The sequence below is a fragment of the Bacillus sp. 007/AIA-02/001 genome, from assembly GCF_004634455.1.
Taxonomy (GTDB): Bacteria; Bacillota; Bacilli; order Bacillales; family Bacillaceae_G; genus Bacillus_A; species Bacillus_A cereus.
The window spans coordinates 34,452-50,530 of sequence record NZ_SEIY01000005.1; the positions used below are offsets into that span (position 1 = coordinate 34,452).

The window sequence follows — 16,079 nt, forward strand, 5'->3', positions numbered from 1 at the left end:
GAAGGAGGAAATATGCAAAATTTGAAAGAATACTATATAAAGAGCTTACAAGATGGTCGTAACGTTTGGCTCTATGGACAAAAAGTAGATGTAACTACAGACAAACATTTTGCAGGAACATTAAGTACCATTTCTAATTTATTTTCATTGTTTGATGATCCAATACGAAGAGATTCTGTTGGATATGTTAGCCCAAAAACGAAAGAATTTGTCCATACAGCCTTTTTAATTCCGAATTCCTATAACGAATTATTAATGAGGAGAACCGCTTTTGAAACGTGGAGTTATGCTACAGACGGTGTAATGAGTAGACTATCTGATTACGCAAGATCGAGACTTACCGGCTGGTACGTATCAAAATATTTTTATAAAAAATTCGATGTACAGTTTCCAGATAAAATTACATCTTATTATGAAGAAGCGAGAGATAATCACTTGTTCTTAAGCGTAGTTCAACGTGATCCACAAATAAATCGATCTACAGAATCAATGTTGAATACAAATGACTTAGGATTACTAAGAGTTACGAAGAAAACTTCTGACGGAATTTATTTAAGTGGTGCTAAAATGATTGGTACTGCTTCTCCTTATTCAAATGATTTATTAATCTATCCATTAGCAAAACTGACTGATACTCAAAAAGATTTAGCTCACTTTCTCATTGTGGCAGCCAATTCTCCTGGATTACATATGGTTTGTAGAGAACCATTTGCGAATACACATTCAATTATAGTTGATTCCCCTCTTAGCTCACAGTACGATGAAATGGATGCACTATTAATCTTTGATAATGTATTTGTACCATGGGAACGTGTCTTACTATATAACAACCCTGAAGCGTTATGGGCAATAAAGTCAGATATAGCTTCTAGTAGTTTAGCTTATCACCAAGCAATTGTACGATTAGTAGTAAAGCTAGAATTTATAACTGCAATTGCTTATGAAATCGCTGAAGCGATTGGTGCTACTACTTATTTGCATGTTCAAGAGAAGCTTGGGGAATTAATTATGCAAATCGAAACAATTCGCGCACTTTTAATTGCTGCAGAAGTTGAAGGTACTACAAATGAAACAAAAACTTATTTGCCGAACTTTAAATATATTGAAACTGCAAGGAATCTTGGTTCCAAATATTATCCCCGTGCAATAGAAATTTTACAATTAATTGGAGCAGGTGGGTTCATTCAACTTCCTTCGAGCTCGAATGACTTCCAGAGTCCGATAGCTGATTTATTGAAAAAATACTTTAATGGAACGAATATAGATGCCGAACAACGTACAAAATTATTTAAGTTAGCCTGGGATATCATCGGAAGCCCATTAGGATCTAGACACGAATTGTACGAAAGATTTTACGCGGGAGATTCAATACGAAATACAGCTACGCAATATGTAAATTATGATAAAAATCATTTTAAAAAGATGCTAAGTAAATATTTACATTAATGAAAAAGAGCACTTTTTGCTAAGAGTGCTCTTAAAAAACATATAGTTATTCAGTTACATATATAATTGCTCCGGCCACAACTGCTACTTTTCTCCGTAATCGTTTCATTTTCTTCAGCTTTATAACCTCTGGTATATGCTTCCTATCATATTTCCTCATATAGGCTTCTCCATCTGGAGTAACTAATTGTAAAACAATCTCACAACAAACCTCCTAATTCAAATTATTCCTTTCTAAACTGAAAATCCAACTGTCTTGATTGCTTGATTTCCTCAATTACTTTACGAATACCTTCTTCAATCTTATCTTCTTTTACATTCGAAACATTTAATTTTAATAGTTTTTCTTTAGGAAAATCCCTCATATAATTCTTATCAATAGTATCGACACTTATTTGAATGTCACCTAATTTTTGTATAAGTGTTTCTGTAACTATGTTTTTCTGCATTTCTAAACAAGTGTGTATTCCAAGTGTGTTTTGTCTATTATATGTAAATAATGATGAATTTTTATTTTGCACTTTTTCTAATGTTTCTGCTAGTTTTATTGATCTATTGTAGTAGGAAGAATTAATTTTACTTTTATGACGTTCAAACATACCACTCTTTATATAAATTTCTAAAGCCGCTTGAGAAATCATCGGACTATCAATATCTAGTATTTTTTTGTATGTATAGAAAGCATTTGCAATGGATCGTGGGATGACCGCAACTCCAACCCGTAAACCTGGAAAAATAATCTTCGAATAACTTTTCAAATATATGACATGACTACAATTATCCAGGCTATATAACGGATCTGCTTTTGAATCAGTTTCTAAATCTGCTAAATAATCATCTTCCACTATAAATACATTGTATTTCTTAGCCAATAGTGTGATTTTTTCTTTCTCATCTTTAGAATAAGACGTTCCAAGCGGATGATGATATCTCGGTATCGTATAGAAGAATTTTATTTTTCCGGTTTGAAATATTTGCTCCAATTCATTCAAATCGATACCTTCATTCGTACGTTTAATACCGATTACAGGAACTTTATTTATTTCTAGATAATCAATATATAGATGATATGTTGGTTGTTCAATTAATACAGTTTCATTTCCATTCGGAAATGGTATAGAAGTTAATATAGCAAGTGCCTGCTGAACACCTGACGTTATAAAAATATTTTCTTCTTTTGTAAAGACTTGATAATTTGCTAGTTGTTTTTGAATAACTGGTATTAAAGATGGTAACCCTTTCGGCGTTCCATATACAAACAAATCATTTTTATACGTATCAATAGCCTTATTAATACAATGTTGAAAATCTAAATATGGGAAAACATCTGGATCTGGTGCTGAGGAAGCAAAATCAATTATCTCGTTATTTTCTATGGTACTCCCAGATTTCTTAACAACGTAATATCCACTTTGAGGGACAGAATATATAATATGACGCTTTTCTAATTCATGAAGCGCACGTATAACTGTCGCCTTATTACATTCATATTGCGTAACGAGTGACCGTATAGACGGTAATTTCTTTCCTTCATTTATTTCTCCATTTTGAATCATATTTTCTATGTCGTTTAAAATATGTAAATACTTATACATATTACACCTCCTTCAGCAATTTTCTATTTAATTATATCGATTTTATATTCATATAGCATTCATTCCTCAATTAGTTAATTTTCCGATCATCTATATCGTAAATCCCAATAGCGTATGAATCATTTTCAATCCATTTCTTTACTGCTTCTGTTTTAAGTACCCCTTCAACTTCTTTTTCTATTTTCTGTCCAAGTTCTCTCGCCCCTACTTCATCATCGCTAATCTTAGTTTTTATATCAATGGTAACAGGTTGATTCTTTTTATAATTTATTTGCTGAATCCCAAACCCTTCATATCCATTCTTCCTGAATACGTCATCAAATATCTGTCCAAAAACTAACTCCCATCTATGTTCTGCATTTACAATCTCTTTGTTTCTTTGAGATATATTTACTTTATAGGACATAATACCTTGAATTTGCAATCTTTTATTAATTTCTTTTTTTATTTCGTTAGCATTTTCGCTATCAGCAATTTCTAAATCTACTATTCTTGCTTTTTCATCCCATATAGCAGCACTAAAAAAAGATTCCTCCTTTACCGCTGCTGTAGCAATATCCATCACTATAGAATCTTCACTTTTAGCATCTTCAATCTCATTCTCACAGGCACATAATAAAGCAAATGGAATTAAAAATACAAGTACCTTTGTTCCCTTTCTCATGTAGCACCCCTCCACACATTTTCATTTACGATAAACTTTTTACTTTGACATATAAATACCTTCTATAATTATTAAATTTAACATTATTTCACATTTTCCCCACTTAACAAGGGAATTACAATTAATAAATAGAATATCTCTATGAATAAATAAAAAGTGAGGGATATATAATGCAACGTGTAAATACGATTGATATTAGTAATGTACTACAATTGGAAAAAACTCTTTCGACTTTATTAAATAAGATGATTTCTTCAAAACTAGACCTTGAAAATTGGTTAAAAGAGCAGTCAAAAGTAATTTGGGAAATCGAAGAACAATTAAGATTACATTACATCGCCTTTCAATGTAATACGGATGATGAAGAAATAAAGGATACATTTGAACATGATCAACAATTTGTAAAGCCACTTTTAAAGCGGTACCAAAATTTATTGGATAATAAATATTTAGAGTCACCTTTTCGAATGGAATTAGATTCTAACGTATATGGTTTATTAGATACAAAAATAAAAAATGCTCAAAAGTTATTTTGTGAGGAAAATATTGAATTAGAAATACAGGAAGACAAATTAGTCACAGAGTACTTTGAAATCACTGGAGGATTAAGTGCCATTTGGGACGGAGAAGAAAAAACGATAACAGAATTACAATCCTATTTACAAGATTCGAATCGTGACATCCGTAAAAAGGCAAAAACTATTATTTCTGAACAATTTTTATCTGTTGAAAAAGAACTCCAAAACATATTAAATCAATTAATTGAAATTCGCCATCAAAAAGCAAAAAATATTCAACTAGAGAATTATCGCGATTATATGTTCAAAAAATACGAGCGTTTTGATTATTCAGCGATAGATTGCTATGAACTAGCCGAATCCATACGTAAGTATGTTGTGCCTCTTAAAGATAAAATAATGCTAGAGAAAAAAGAAAAACTGCAAGTAGATACACTTCGCCCTTGGGATGTATCAGCTGTAACTCCAGATCAAAAAGTACTTAAACCTATTGCAAATGAAAATGATTTAATTGAAAAGAGCACTCATATCTTTAATAAACTAGATGTTGAATTTTCAGCACTTTTAAACCGAATGTATAAACACAATTGTCTTGATTTAACAAGCCGCAAAGGAAAAGCAGCTGGTGGCTTTTGTGAGTACTTACCAGCTTCACAATTATCTTATATTTTTATGAACTTAAATTATACACAAGATGATATTATCACTTTTATACATGAAATGGGTCATAGTATTCATAACGAACTCATAAAACCATTAGAATTACGACAGTATATAGAAATTCCAGCTGAAACAGCTGAACTAGCCAGTATGACAATGGAGTTATTCTCGCTTAATTATTGGGATACCTTCTATACAGACAAAAAAGATTTAAAACAAGCAAAAATTAACTTCTTTAAAGATGTTATTTCATATTTACCTATTATGCTTATTGTAGATCAATTTCAACACTGGCTGTATGAAAATCCAATTCATACTTCTGAAGAAAGAAATGAAAAATACTTACAACTTCAAAAACATTATCAATCTAGCGTCATACATATTGATGGCTACGAAAACTGGATAGCAACGAGTTGGTTACCTGTACTCCATATTTTTGAAGTACCATTTTATTATATTGAATACGCGATTGCCCAACTTGGGGCATTACAAATGTATAAACAATATAAAGAGGATCCTAAGCAAACACTAGAAAATTATAAAAAGGCATTATCACTAGGAAGCTCGCAATCTATAAAAGAAGTATATGATGCAGCCGGTATTCGTTTTGATTTCTCTGGTGAAACCATTAAAGAACTAATGCTATTTGTAGAAAAAGAATTAGAATTACTTGAGCAATTATAAGAAGAAAACTACACCTATATTTTAGGTGTAGTTTTCTTCTTCATTTTATTAATCAGTTCTATGTACTGAGTATCACCATATCCGATTGTTGGAAAAAGATAAAACAACTTTGTTAATAATTCTTGATTTGATAAACCTTTATTTTTAGAGATGAATTTCATTACGATATTATCTTCTTTTAGCATTTCTAAATATAAATCTATAGCTTGATACATTACAGGTGGTACTTTATGATAAGTCTTTTTATGGTTTACTAATACTTCATTGTATATAGTAGAATAATCCCCCAATTCAAGTTCAATTTGATTTACTTTAAATTCATCCTCCCTGAAACTATTTAAGTATACTTTCCCTTCATAGCACGACTGCTCAAGGTATGAAAGTAAAGTAAGTAGATTCATTTGGCAAAACATATCTTCACCGAACCATAAAACAATACATTTATACTTTTTCGCAAATAGATTTTCTAACGGATCTATAACTTTTTTTGCATAATTTTCGACTGAACTGTTATGACCTTCTGCTCTTATTTTAATAAACTCTTCATCAAAAACTTGTGCAGTAACGCTATTTACACACATGGCCTCGTTAAATGGGGCATAATCAGACTCACCCATTAGCTCCTCCGTTTTAAATTCTTCATACATCATTTGACCATTCAATATGTTAAGTACATCTTTATCAAATAGCTCACTATTCTTATTACGTAACTGTTCAACCTCTAATTTTCTAGAAATATTCATTTTGAACTCCCCTTCTTTATTTATATTGAGTTTAACAAATGATTGAATAGGCATGTTGTTCGTTGGTATTCTCTTGGATTCATTCCAAAAATATTTTTACATATTCAATTTAGCCGTTCCTATTTATAGTGCGATAGAATATTCATTTTCTGGAAATGGGAATATCATTGACTATGAACATTCTATTACAAAAGCACTATTTGAAGGCTACCAAGAGGAAAATGAACTACCAAAAGAGATGATAGACAAGTTTCCATTATTTATTAAATTAAAGGAGATTTTTGAATATAGCTTAATGCATATGTATTGGGATAAAGAAGAATTAACGGAGGAACAAGTACGGATAATAAATCTTTATAGGTTAAAACTTGAAAATAATTATTCTTTAATAAATATGTAAAGCGAATGTTGTTTAACTACGTAACTATAGTTGAACAACATCCGCTAAAAACTTGACCGATTGGTAATGTTTTACATATCATCTTTTATTAGTTGTGATTCTTTTACGTGCTGTTTCTTAATTAATATGGCTTTATACAAAAACACTATACCTAGTACAGCGAAAATGATACTTACAGGAATGCGGGCAATATGAGGAAGGTAGCGCGGAAGAAAAAATAGACGGACTCTTTCATCCACATCAAATATTTCAAAGACAATCGGCACTATACTTTGGTGCACCAAGAAAAAGATTCCCATAAACACAAGAAGAATAACAACGGCAAGTTTTTTCTTCGGTAATTCCATTTCTTTATTACGAATTTTCTTTTTGTAATTATCACTGTTAATTTTCATCCCACTTTTCATTTCAAATAGCAACTCAGGGCCATTTCTTTCAAGTTTTTTGTAAGCGATACGCCCAAATAGCCATGCTAAAAACACTCCCGTACAAGCCCCAGTCGGTACACCTAACCATTGTATGAATTGTATATGTAATGATGTCCCCAACCATATAACTAGTAACGAAGGTATCGTTGTTACTAGCACCATCAACAGCATGAGCCACGTGGTTATAAACATTTTACTCGCATTCATATCGTCACCAGATATTATCGTTCCTCTTCCACGGCAATGTGGATCAGTAATTGGAATTAAATTAACTACAGAAAATAAGACAATAAGGCCGACTGCCCCACCAAGTAAAGCTGGGACTACTGCAAATACCCATGGATAAACGAAAGTAAGTCCGCTAGAAAAAGTGAAAATTATTGTAGTTAAAATTGCCACAGGACCAATAGCTATCAACCAAGCTAATTGGCGGCCACGCACGTCAATCCTTTCTGCGCCAGGTGTCACCAACGTTAACCATAACGCGCTTCCATCGAAACCATATAAATTACAAGCAAACATACCTGTAAATACAACCATAATTCCCCCCGCCCAAGGCATTAAGTAAGGTATATTAGCAATCGTAACTAAAATCCCATAAAATACACCTATCCATATGCCCATTCGCAGGAAACGGCCTCGTTGTGGATCTCTTCTCCAACTTTTAAGTTCCTTAGTTATAACAGCTCCTATTTTAGTTTCAAAAAAGATTTTAAAAGCCTTTCTATAATGCTTATTAATAATCTTCACTTGAACTTTTTTTGAATCTATCTCTTTACGTCTAGTCAATAATATAGTCCATATAAATAAAAGAAACCCACAAAATATTGTTATTTTACCTAAGAAAATAAAAGCTAATAACCAATTAGATTGACTAGCGTACTCTACAGCAAGTATCGTCCAACTAGATGGAATCATGTAAAATAGCGTAGTATCACTAAATACGATTCTATTGATTACAGGAAGTGCATACCAGCCGACATTTAGAAATGCAATGATGAAACCAATGAACATCGCTCCCATTTCCATACCGACTCTTGATTTCATCACCTCACCCATAATACTAACTATTACTTTGGATAACAATACTACAAAAACTAACTGCAAAATAATTGCTGGAACTGCTACTATAATCGCATATATGCTAATTCTAGCTGCATAAATTAATAATCCTATAAAAGCTAAAAAACTAACCAGTGGTCCTACTCCTATAAAAGTTACACCGAGAAGCATCCTAGCTAGTTTATAAGAATTGAGCGGAAGCAACACAAAATATTCAGGGCGTAATATTTCGTCTCCTCCAGTAAGCATCGGACCTATAATCCATCCTACTGTCCAAATGGCGAATGTTACATATAGAATGCTTTTTGATATATTTTGTTCTGTTGGATAAAAAGAAAAAAGTAGAAAAGTTCCAATTGCTAGCAACAAACCAACTAATCCTGTCATAATAAATAGAACTGCCCTGCCACGATTCATTGAATGTTTAAGTATTGATAACTTCATTTGAATTAAAACATTAACCAAGACAATTCCCCTCCTTTAGCGGCGGGTTTACCTACTAATCGAATGAAAATATCCTCTAGTTTTTCTTCACCACAAACATCTTCCATCTTTCCAGATGAAAGTACTCCCCCTTTCGAAATAATTGCAACGTGGTCACAAAGTTGTTCAACTAATGCCATGACGTGACTAGAAAATACTACAGAACCACCTGAACTAACAAATTTCTGTAAAATCTTTTTAATAGTAGTTGCAGAAATGGGATCTACCGCCTCAAACGGTTCATCGAGAACGAGTAATTTTGGCGCATGAAGAAGTGCAAGTGCAAGGCCGAGTTTTTTACGCATACCAGTAGAATAATTAATAACTAAAGTCCCCTCAGTATTATTCAACTCTAATACTGCAAGTAATTCTTCTGCCCGCTGAGCAACTTCATTGGCATCTATTCCTCTTAACAACCCCATATATGTTAATAATTCGCGACCAGTAAGTCTTTCTGGTAAAGCCAATCCATCTGGTAATACTCCAATCAACGTTTTAGCTTGTTTTGGATTACTCCAAACATCAATCCCAAAAACTTTAACGTTTCCGCCATCCGGTCGTAACAAACCAACAGCCATTGATAAAGATGTAGTTTTTCCTGCTCCGTTAGGTCCAACAACTCCATAAAAAGAACCACTTGGAATAGTTAAATCAATACAATTTACTGCAATAAATTCACCGAATCGCTTATGTAATTTCGAAAGTTGTAGCGCAGGAGCGGATTTCTCAAATTCGGTATTCAATGAAATCGATTCATCAGTTTTCATAAAACAGACTCCTTTTTTACTACTATATTCTTTGTAAACAAAATCCAATAATTTTACTCATTTAATTACAATACTGAAGCATTAATTTATTTAGCAATTCATTGTTATTAGCTGACATCTTTTACGTATTCCATAATAATTGCCTGTCTATCGTGTATCTTTGTCACTTCAAATACGTTTGGAACTGGCAGCCCGCATGAATAAGCATATTTTTGTTTTTTTTGCTTCATTCATAGACTCTGTACCTGGAAGATATTCTTTAAATAACTTCACAATCTTATTATCATACAGATAAATTTCCGCTGTATTTCCTTTAGCCATTGGCTCACCTAAGTTCAAGTTTCACCCTCCTTAAACCATGTAGTATTCTACACCCCTATTTTAAATTCACTGCAATGTTAGGAAATCCTTCTACTCACATAAATCCTATTATTACAAAAATCTCTGAAATGCTAAAAGAAAAGTACGTATCGAAAACAGCCCTATAATTTTTTAGCATAATTATAGGGCGACTTTAATGATGTTGATAATTTTTTGTTTCGTTTGACTTAAATAATTGTTATTTTTAGTAGAAATTAATATACCAATCGGGATTTTAGAATTAAAGTACTTAATCTTAAAAGATAGTATTTCTTCATTCAAAATTGTACCTTTCGGGATAATTCCTATCGCATTTTCAAAAAGCATTTCTGGAATGAGGTTTAAAGCACTACAATTATAAACTCTTTTAAAAGATAAATTATTTTTCGCTAGGAGAGAACTTACAGATTGATACGAATAACAATTACTTTCTCCTACAATAACTGGATAATCTATAATATCAAATGCTTCAACGGATTCTTTTTGTAACAAAGGATGCTCGGGATTATTCACTATAAATTCAATCTGTTCATCACATATTGGGATGAATTTTACCTTTGATTTATTTTCATTATTTCCGCACACCGCAAAATCAATCTTATTATGTTCTATCATTTCTGATAAAAGTGCTGTATTTCCCACTACAAAATCACAATGTATATATGGTTTTTCAGCATTTAAAAACTCTAATATTATTGGTATTAACCTTTTAGCAACGGATTCTAATAGGCCTATTCTCAAACTCCCTTTTTCTTCATTACTAATACGTTGTGCTTGAGTTATAGAATATTCCCAATGTGTTACTAAGTTTTCTACTTCTTCTGCAAAAAGTTTTCCTTCTTCTGTTAATCTTGCATCCCATCCTCTTTCAAATAACAGAAAACCAATTTCATTTTCCAGCTTTTTTATATGTGTTGTTACTGTTGATTGTGCATAGTTTAATTGTTTAGCAGCTTGTGAAAACGTTCCTTCTTCAATAATTTTTTTAAATGTAAGTAACTCTTTCATTTCCATTTCATACACCACCTTCATCGATTTTATTGATAATTTGTTAATATATTTTCAATTATACAAATGGAAATATTGGAAGTAAAATAAAATCAAAAGGAAAGGAGTCCTCTATTATGCCATTTGTCACTGTTTATCATCCTGAAAAATTATCCGATAATAAGTTATTAAAAAATGTAAGCAATCAAATTCACCATTCGTTAATTGAACATTTCAATATTCCTGAAAATGATTATTTTCAAATGTTTTTACCTTATCCTTCTCATCAACTTTTTTATAATTCATCTTATCTTTTAGAAGGTTCATTAAAACGATCCAATAATATGATTTATATTTCTATTACATGTGGACCTGGGAGAACAATTAATCAAAAAAAAGATTTATATAAAGCTATAGCCACTAGTACAGCTAATACTTTACAAATCTCTACTGCTGATGTTTTCATTACACTACACGAGACACCTATGGAGAATTGGTCATTTGGTCAAGGAATAGCTCAAATGTTAAATCAACATAATAACTAGACTTTAATTTTCCTTAAAACAAAATAAACTTACCGCTTTCTATAACTATATAGAAAGCGGTAAGTTTATTTTGCTAGGAATATTGGAATGAAACTCTGGTGTATACACAATAGAAAATGAATATCCCTGCACAATAAATGACACTTCATTATGTTTACATTCAAATGGCACATTATTTTTCTTAAAGTTAATTTGGATTCGCTGTAAAAATGCGAGATCCGCTGTTCCGAAAGAAACATGAACTTTCGGTGGTAAAGCTTTCATCGCGATTGGAATCCAAGGTCGCTGCCACCAAGTTGCGACGACATAAGCAGTGCCACCAACTACAAAGTTAAAAATATCCCCGTCTTCCATCGTTTTCATATTTAGATTTGATTTCAGCCATTCCCTAAAAATAGGTACACTTTTAACAGGAAGACCAATTTCCCTTACATATAAAATGTTTAAAGGTGACTGCGGTACTAATACATCTTCTTTAACATAACTATGCGCGATAATTTCGAGTAGATTTCCATCTCCGTCTTTAAAGTATAAATTGAATCGACCATCCTCTTCATCAATTGTATGACCATCTTTCCATTTCGCAATGAGTAATCCAGACTCCTCAAGCCATCTTGCTGTTTCATGAAATTTTGAATATGGGATTTCAAAAGCAAAATGTGCAGGTGCAATTGGTTCATACACTTCTTGAAAACTAATTGTTGTATAAGGTGTTACTTCAAATTGAATGAAGGATGCTGTTTCTTTTTTTATTGGAAAAGATAATATGTCCTTATACACTTGTTTTACCCCTTCTATGGAAACCGTTTGTAATTTTATATCTGATATATGTGTAATCACTTTACATTCCCCCTCATTTCTTATTATCTATTCGTATTGTATTACACTTATAAATAGATAAAATCAAACGGAAGAATGGATTTTTTATATAGAAACTACAACTTTAGTATGAATATGTTAGCTTCTTTCATTGCTAGTACAGTAATGTTTCAAAACAATTATGCTCCATATTTCATTTTTTTGATTAACACTTTACTTATTTTTATTTTTTTAAGTTTCCCCTGCATTATTTCCATATAAAAAAGCTGCCTTTCCTTAAACGAAAAGCAGCTTTTACAATAAAATACATTAAGATTTTACAGCAATAATCATAAATCTTTTTGAATTCGTACGAATCCCTTTTTCAGAACTATTTGTTTCAATGAACTTTTGTAAAATAGTAAAATCCTCTTCCTCTTCTCCAAATCTAGGAATAATAGGCGTATGTTTTAATAAGAAAATGAGATCTTCAGGCGTACTGTAATAATCAGTAACATCATATTCACGTACTTGCACGAGTTCAAATCCTGCATATATAAGTTCACCCATATACTTTTCTTTTAAAGTTCCATCTCTTTCACCTAAGCATTGTCCTCTCCCAAATGTCTCTTTTAGGTTTAATTTATCATGTTCGCTAACTTGTTGCGTTAAGAAAAAAGCACCCTTTTTCATTACTTTTGATAATTCAGTCGCTGCAAATGGTGCATGACAACTTGAAGCGATATCAAAATGCGCATGTGGAAACGTTAAAGCTCCAGAACCCATTTGAAGAAACTCAACATTTTGTACACCTGATTTTTTCAAATTAGAATGTGCCGTTTCAATCATGCCGTTAGAATTATCAATTCCAATTAACAATTTAGCTGATGATGCTATGTTAAGTACATTTTCTCCTCCGCCTGTACCAACATCAAGTAGAATGTCTGATGATTTACATCTTTCTTTCACTTCTCCATAAAAGTCCCATATTTCTCCTACAGTTTCACATTTTATTTTACTAAAATCCCATCCATTTAATCTTCCTACTTTATCATAAAAGCTTTTGTACTCTAATTCATTCACCTTATAACTCCCCTTTGTAAAAACGAATTAAATATGTATAATAACCTACAACACTATTTAATTATATATTATAAAATACAAATTATTAAAACACCATTCCACTTCGTACGACGCTAAGTTTACATAACAATTTTATAGTTCACCTTTATCTATATGTTCTAAATGTCCTCTTCCCCAACTACACATACTATCCAAAACAGTACTGACTGTTTTTCCATGTTCAGTTAAGCTATATTCTACTTTAGGTGGTATTTCTTGATAAATTTCGCGTTTTATTAGTTGATCTTGCTCTAATTCACGTAATTGCTTTGCTAACGTTCCTTGAGATATATCTGGTATTAATTTCTTTAATTCACCAAAACGTTTCGTCCCATCTGTTAGCAAAATAAACAAAATGAGTGGCTTCCATTTCCCACCGATTATTTGTAATGTCGCTATTACCCCTTTTAACTTCGGTTCTTGTAAATCCATTTTTCTCACCTCTCCACTGATATCATAAAGTGAAACTTTAATCAGTGGGGGTTTTATTCATCCCCCACTGATTATTAGTTGAACCAATCGGACGTTTACGGGCAGTTGATCTCTCACCTAACTTCCTCGCATTTTCCTAACTTTGAGGTGAGAGTTTTACTGCCCGTTAATGCGAGATAAACCATATTTAGCAATTTTTCTTATTACTTATCCGCGTAAATAGCGATTAGTACGAAATTTGCGACTATGTACATACAAAGTGCGTACTTTTCACTTGATCCCTTTTAGCGAATAATAAAAGCATAAGTTATATTCTAAAGTTTTTTATTAAAGGAGTGGCTAAAATATGTCTATTACTACATTAAAAGATAAGCGTATTGTTATCATTGGCGGGAGTTCTGGTATTGGATTAGCAATGGCAACACAAGCAATTAAACAAGGTGCACATGTTATTATTGCAGGGCGTTCGGAAGAAAAATTAAAGATTGCTAAAAAATTAATAAATAGCAATCATCTCCACACTTACGTATTGGATAATCAAAATAAAGAGCAATTACAAAATTTTTTCAAGACAGTTGGGAACTTTGATCATTTATTCACACCCGGAGCCTCTTACACACTTGGACCAATTACCTCTACAGAGGAAATTGCTGAAAGTAGCTTCATCGGAAAGTTTTGGCCTCAATATTATGCCGTAAAATATGCCATCCCTTTTCTTTCAAACTCTGGATCGATCGTGTTAATGTCCGGTGCCTTTAGTCAAAGACCAATTAAAGGTGCGCCTGCTTACGGAGCTTGTAATGGGGCTATTGAAAGCTTAGGGAAAGCTTTAGCTGTTGAATTAGCTCCTATAAGAGTTAATGTTGTTTCTCCTGGAACGATACAAAGAGAGAATGAACAAAACGAAAATAGACTAGCTGCTTATGAATCTTATAAATCTCTTTCTCTTGTAAAAAGGCCTGGCCATAATAATGAAATTGCACATACTGTTCTATATTTAATGCAAAATAGTTTTACTACGGGTAATGTATTATTTCCAGATGGAGGGTACACATATCATTAAATTATTTAAGACAAAAGCCCCTTATTACGGTGGCTTTTGTTGCTAATGTAAACATTGCTGAAATTTCCAAAAAGATGGTTGCGTTTCTTTATTACCAACAGGTTGGTTTTTAGAAGATTCATTAAAGGAATCCATTATAATCCGCTCATTTTGTACATTTGCAAATAAAATTGTGCTAGTAGTTGACGAATCAAATCAAGAAGTAATTTATCTTGATATTTATGGATAAGTTTATAAAGAAAAAAGGCATATAAATAATGCCTTTTTTCTTTATCTTCATTTAACTGGATAACAAACTTCTGTAACCCACTTATTAGGATCGGATTCCATCGCTGGGCTCACATGATAAATATTAAACATCGGGCCTGCTAATTTGTAACCCTCTGTCTCAATCCATTTTGCCGCAGCCTCATTTACAGCTGTCATCTGTTCATAACTTCCATTAACTGTTATAGAAGCTACATTAGTCGATTCCATATTTTTAAATGTAACGTCTTTTGTATTTTCGTGCTTACCTAGAATACTTAGCTGTATTTCTATATCTACATCATTTTCTTTGTATTCACGATCATGGAAAACCGCAATACTATAACTCGGTTGGGTAATACTAATATTTTCCATTTGAATTTCTTGCATTAATACACTCCATAAATCACCTTCGCAATTATACGATGGAATAATCTTTCTAACACTAGCTACAGTTCTTTCTGGAATTTCTTTTATTGAAACATGATAATTCATCTCAACAACATCCTCTCTCATCGTTTTCATTGAGTCTTCGAGGAGACGTAATTGTTTTTGGAGGTTATTCATGTCTTCTTTAATTTGAGCACTACGATTTAAAAATTGCTCTTTTATGGTATCTATATTATCGCATTCTATTATTTCTTTGATGGTAGCAATATTAAACCCCATAGCTTTTAACGTTTGAATTTGATTTACTTTTTTTAATTGGTCTGCTGAATAAAATCGATATCCACTCTGCTCATCGACTTTTACTGGTTGTAGTAATTCCACTTTATCGTAGTGTCTCAACATTCGTATACTAATGGAAGATAGTTTTGAAAAATCCCCTATTTTAAACATGATTTCCTCCTATAAGTTACATCTACTTTGAAGCTCAACTTTATCTTAAACAATGACATTGTGTGAGAGTCAACTGTTTATAACGTTTGAATTATATTTCTTTATTTACTTTTATATCCTCTTCCTTCTTTAGGTTATAAAAATTCACTAATTGATTCGATCGCGACTAGCAATCAATTGATTTACCTTCATATGAACCTCTATTCTTATTTCTCATTAAAAACATATTTGTAATA

15 protein-coding genes and 1 pseudogene are annotated in these 16,079 nt (G+C 32.1%); 5 read left to right on the forward strand and 11 right to left on the reverse strand.

Features of this window, described 5'->3' with window-relative positions:
- The first annotated feature begins 12 nt into the window (after nucleotides 1-12).
- A complete protein-coding gene (locus ES895_RS13515) occupies nucleotides 13-1,446 on the forward strand; it encodes a 4-hydroxyphenylacetate 3-hydroxylase family protein (protein WP_097856475.1) in 1,434 nt (477 codons plus the stop codon).
- Nucleotides 1,447-1,670: 224 nt separating this feature from the next.
- Here the strand turns inward: ES895_RS13515 and ES895_RS13520 are convergent, their stop codons facing one another.
- Complete coding sequence (locus ES895_RS13520; RefSeq protein ID WP_053512861.1) at nucleotides 1,671-3,041, reverse strand: aminotransferase-like domain-containing protein; 1,371 nt, start codon at nucleotides 3,039-3,041, stop codon at nucleotides 1,671-1,673.
- A 70-nt stretch (nucleotides 3,042-3,111) separates the two neighbouring features.
- Nucleotides 3,112-3,705, reverse strand: coding sequence for a DUF4030 domain-containing protein (locus tag ES895_RS13525; RefSeq protein WP_058839798.1), 594 nt, complete (start codon nucleotides 3,703-3,705; stop codon nucleotides 3,112-3,114).
- 170 nt (nucleotides 3,706-3,875) lie between these two features.
- On the opposite strand from ES895_RS13525, the gene ES895_RS13530 reads away from it, so the two are divergent.
- The gene (locus ES895_RS13530) at nucleotides 3,876-5,567 is read left to right on the forward strand and encodes a M3 family oligoendopeptidase (protein WP_001190034.1); all 1,692 of its coding nucleotides are present in this window, start codon (nucleotides 3,876-3,878) and stop codon (nucleotides 5,565-5,567) included.
- A 14-nt stretch (nucleotides 5,568-5,581) separates the two neighbouring features.
- Here ES895_RS13530 and ES895_RS13535 read toward each other — a convergent pair whose 3' ends face one another.
- Complete coding sequence (locus ES895_RS13535; protein ID WP_002101028.1) at nucleotides 5,582-6,310, reverse strand: hypothetical protein; 729 nt, start codon at nucleotides 6,308-6,310, stop codon at nucleotides 5,582-5,584.
- A gap of 52 nt (nucleotides 6,311-6,362) precedes the next feature.
- Here ES895_RS13535 and ES895_RS13540 point away from each other — a divergent pair, with 52 nt between their 5' ends.
- The gene (locus ES895_RS13540; protein ID WP_097995387.1) at nucleotides 6,363-6,710 is read left to right on the forward strand and encodes an aminoglycoside phosphotransferase; all 348 of its coding nucleotides are present in this window, start codon (nucleotides 6,363-6,365) and stop codon (nucleotides 6,708-6,710) included.
- A gap of 71 nt (nucleotides 6,711-6,781) precedes the next feature.
- Here ES895_RS13540 and ES895_RS13545 read toward each other — a convergent pair whose 3' ends face one another.
- The 4 genes and pseudogenes from ES895_RS13545 to ES895_RS13560 all read right to left on the reverse strand — a co-directional run bounded on the left by ES895_RS13545 (nucleotide 6,782) and on the right by ES895_RS13560 (nucleotide 10,824).
- Nucleotides 6,782-8,665, reverse strand: a complete 1,884-nt coding sequence (locus tag ES895_RS13545) for a hypothetical protein (protein WP_098218264.1) — start codon at nucleotides 8,663-8,665, stop codon at nucleotides 6,782-6,784.
- Nucleotides 8,650-9,450: an ABC transporter ATP-binding protein gene (locus tag ES895_RS13550; protein ID WP_000845233.1), complete on the reverse strand. Its 801-nt coding sequence runs from the start codon at nucleotides 9,448-9,450 to the stop codon at nucleotides 8,650-8,652. Before ES895_RS13550 ends, ES895_RS13545 begins: the two co-directional genes overlap by 16 nt.
- Nucleotides 9,451-9,569: 119 nt before the next feature.
- Nucleotides 9,570-9,789: pseudogene (locus tag ES895_RS13555) on the reverse strand (aminoglycoside phosphotransferase family protein); the annotation flags it as partial.
- Between the two features lie 162 nt (nucleotides 9,790-9,951).
- Nucleotides 9,952-10,824, reverse strand: a complete 873-nt coding sequence (locus ES895_RS13560; RefSeq protein ID WP_000425262.1) for a LysR family transcriptional regulator — start codon at nucleotides 10,822-10,824, stop codon at nucleotides 9,952-9,954.
- A gap of 110 nt (nucleotides 10,825-10,934) precedes the next feature.
- Between ES895_RS13560 and ES895_RS13565 the strand changes: the two genes are divergently transcribed.
- Nucleotides 10,935-11,342 carry a tautomerase family protein gene (locus ES895_RS13565; RefSeq protein ID WP_001117408.1) on the forward strand — a complete coding sequence of 136 codons (408 nt, stop codon included), beginning with the start codon at nucleotides 10,935-10,937 and terminating at the stop codon, nucleotides 11,340-11,342.
- Between the two features lie 45 nt (nucleotides 11,343-11,387).
- On the opposite strand, the gene ES895_RS13570 is transcribed toward ES895_RS13565, so the two are convergent.
- The 3 genes from ES895_RS13570 to ES895_RS13580 form a co-directional block, all read right to left on the reverse strand.
- Nucleotides 11,388-12,182: a VOC family protein gene (locus ES895_RS13570; RefSeq protein ID WP_000627926.1), complete on the reverse strand. Its 795-nt coding sequence runs from the start codon at nucleotides 12,180-12,182 to the stop codon at nucleotides 11,388-11,390.
- Nucleotides 12,183-12,470: 288 nt separating this feature from the next.
- A complete protein-coding gene (locus ES895_RS13575) occupies nucleotides 12,471-13,223 on the reverse strand; it encodes a class I SAM-dependent methyltransferase (RefSeq protein WP_087965862.1) in 753 nt (250 codons plus the stop codon).
- 132 nt (nucleotides 13,224-13,355) lie between these two features.
- Entirely contained in the window at nucleotides 13,356-13,694 is a 339-nt protein-coding gene (locus ES895_RS13580) for a winged helix-turn-helix transcriptional regulator (RefSeq protein ID WP_016110039.1), read from the reverse strand.
- Between the two features lie 346 nt (nucleotides 13,695-14,040).
- Here ES895_RS13580 and ES895_RS13585 point away from each other — a divergent pair, with 346 nt between their 5' ends.
- Nucleotides 14,041-14,757 (forward strand): SDR family oxidoreductase, encoded by a 717-nt coding sequence (locus tag ES895_RS13585; RefSeq protein ID WP_135238410.1) that lies wholly within the window; start codon nucleotides 14,041-14,043, stop codon nucleotides 14,755-14,757.
- A gap of 276 nt (nucleotides 14,758-15,033) precedes the next feature.
- Here ES895_RS13585 and ES895_RS13590 read toward each other — a convergent pair whose 3' ends face one another.
- Nucleotides 15,034-15,843 carry a MerR family transcriptional regulator gene (locus ES895_RS13590; protein ID WP_135238411.1) on the reverse strand — a complete coding sequence of 270 codons (810 nt, stop codon included), beginning with the start codon at nucleotides 15,841-15,843 and terminating at the stop codon, nucleotides 15,034-15,036.
- Nucleotides 15,844-16,079: the final 236 nt, after the last annotated feature.

What these genes read in the sequence shown, in the direction of transcription:
- ES895_RS13515 (WP_097856475.1), top strand. Translation starts at nt 13, where the DNA reads ATGCAAAATTTGAAAGAATACTATATAAAGAGCTTACAAGATGGTCGT.
- ES895_RS13520 (WP_053512861.1), bottom strand. Translation starts at nt 3,041, where the DNA reads ATGTATAAGTATTTACATATTTTAAACGACATAGAAAATATGATTCAA.
- ES895_RS13525 (WP_058839798.1), bottom strand. Translation starts at nt 3,705, where the DNA reads ATGAGAAAGGGAACAAAGGTACTTGTATTTTTAATTCCATTTGCTTTA.
- ES895_RS13530 (WP_001190034.1), top strand. Translation starts at nt 3,876, where the DNA reads ATGCAACGTGTAAATACGATTGATATTAGTAATGTACTACAATTGGAA.
- ES895_RS13535 (WP_002101028.1), bottom strand. Translation starts at nt 6,310, where the DNA reads ATGAATATTTCTAGAAAATTAGAGGTTGAACAGTTACGTAATAAGAAT.
- ES895_RS13540 (WP_097995387.1), top strand. Translation starts at nt 6,363, where the DNA reads ATGTTGTTCGTTGGTATTCTCTTGGATTCATTCCAAAAATATTTTTAC.
- ES895_RS13550 (WP_000845233.1), bottom strand. Translation starts at nt 9,450, where the DNA reads ATGAAAACTGATGAATCGATTTCATTGAATACCGAATTTGAGAAATCC.
- ES895_RS13560 (WP_000425262.1), bottom strand. Translation starts at nt 10,824, where the DNA reads ATGGAAATGAAAGAGTTACTTACATTTAAAAAAATTATTGAAGAAGGA.
- ES895_RS13565 (WP_001117408.1), top strand. Translation starts at nt 10,935, where the DNA reads ATGCCATTTGTCACTGTTTATCATCCTGAAAAATTATCCGATAATAAG.
- ES895_RS13580 (WP_016110039.1), bottom strand. Translation starts at nt 13,694, where the DNA reads ATGGATTTACAAGAACCGAAGTTAAAAGGGGTAATAGCGACATTACAA.
- ES895_RS13585 (WP_135238410.1), top strand. Translation starts at nt 14,041, where the DNA reads ATGTCTATTACTACATTAAAAGATAAGCGTATTGTTATCATTGGCGGG.
- ES895_RS13590 (WP_135238411.1), bottom strand. Translation starts at nt 15,843, where the DNA reads ATGTTTAAAATAGGGGATTTTTCAAAACTATCTTCCATTAGTATACGA.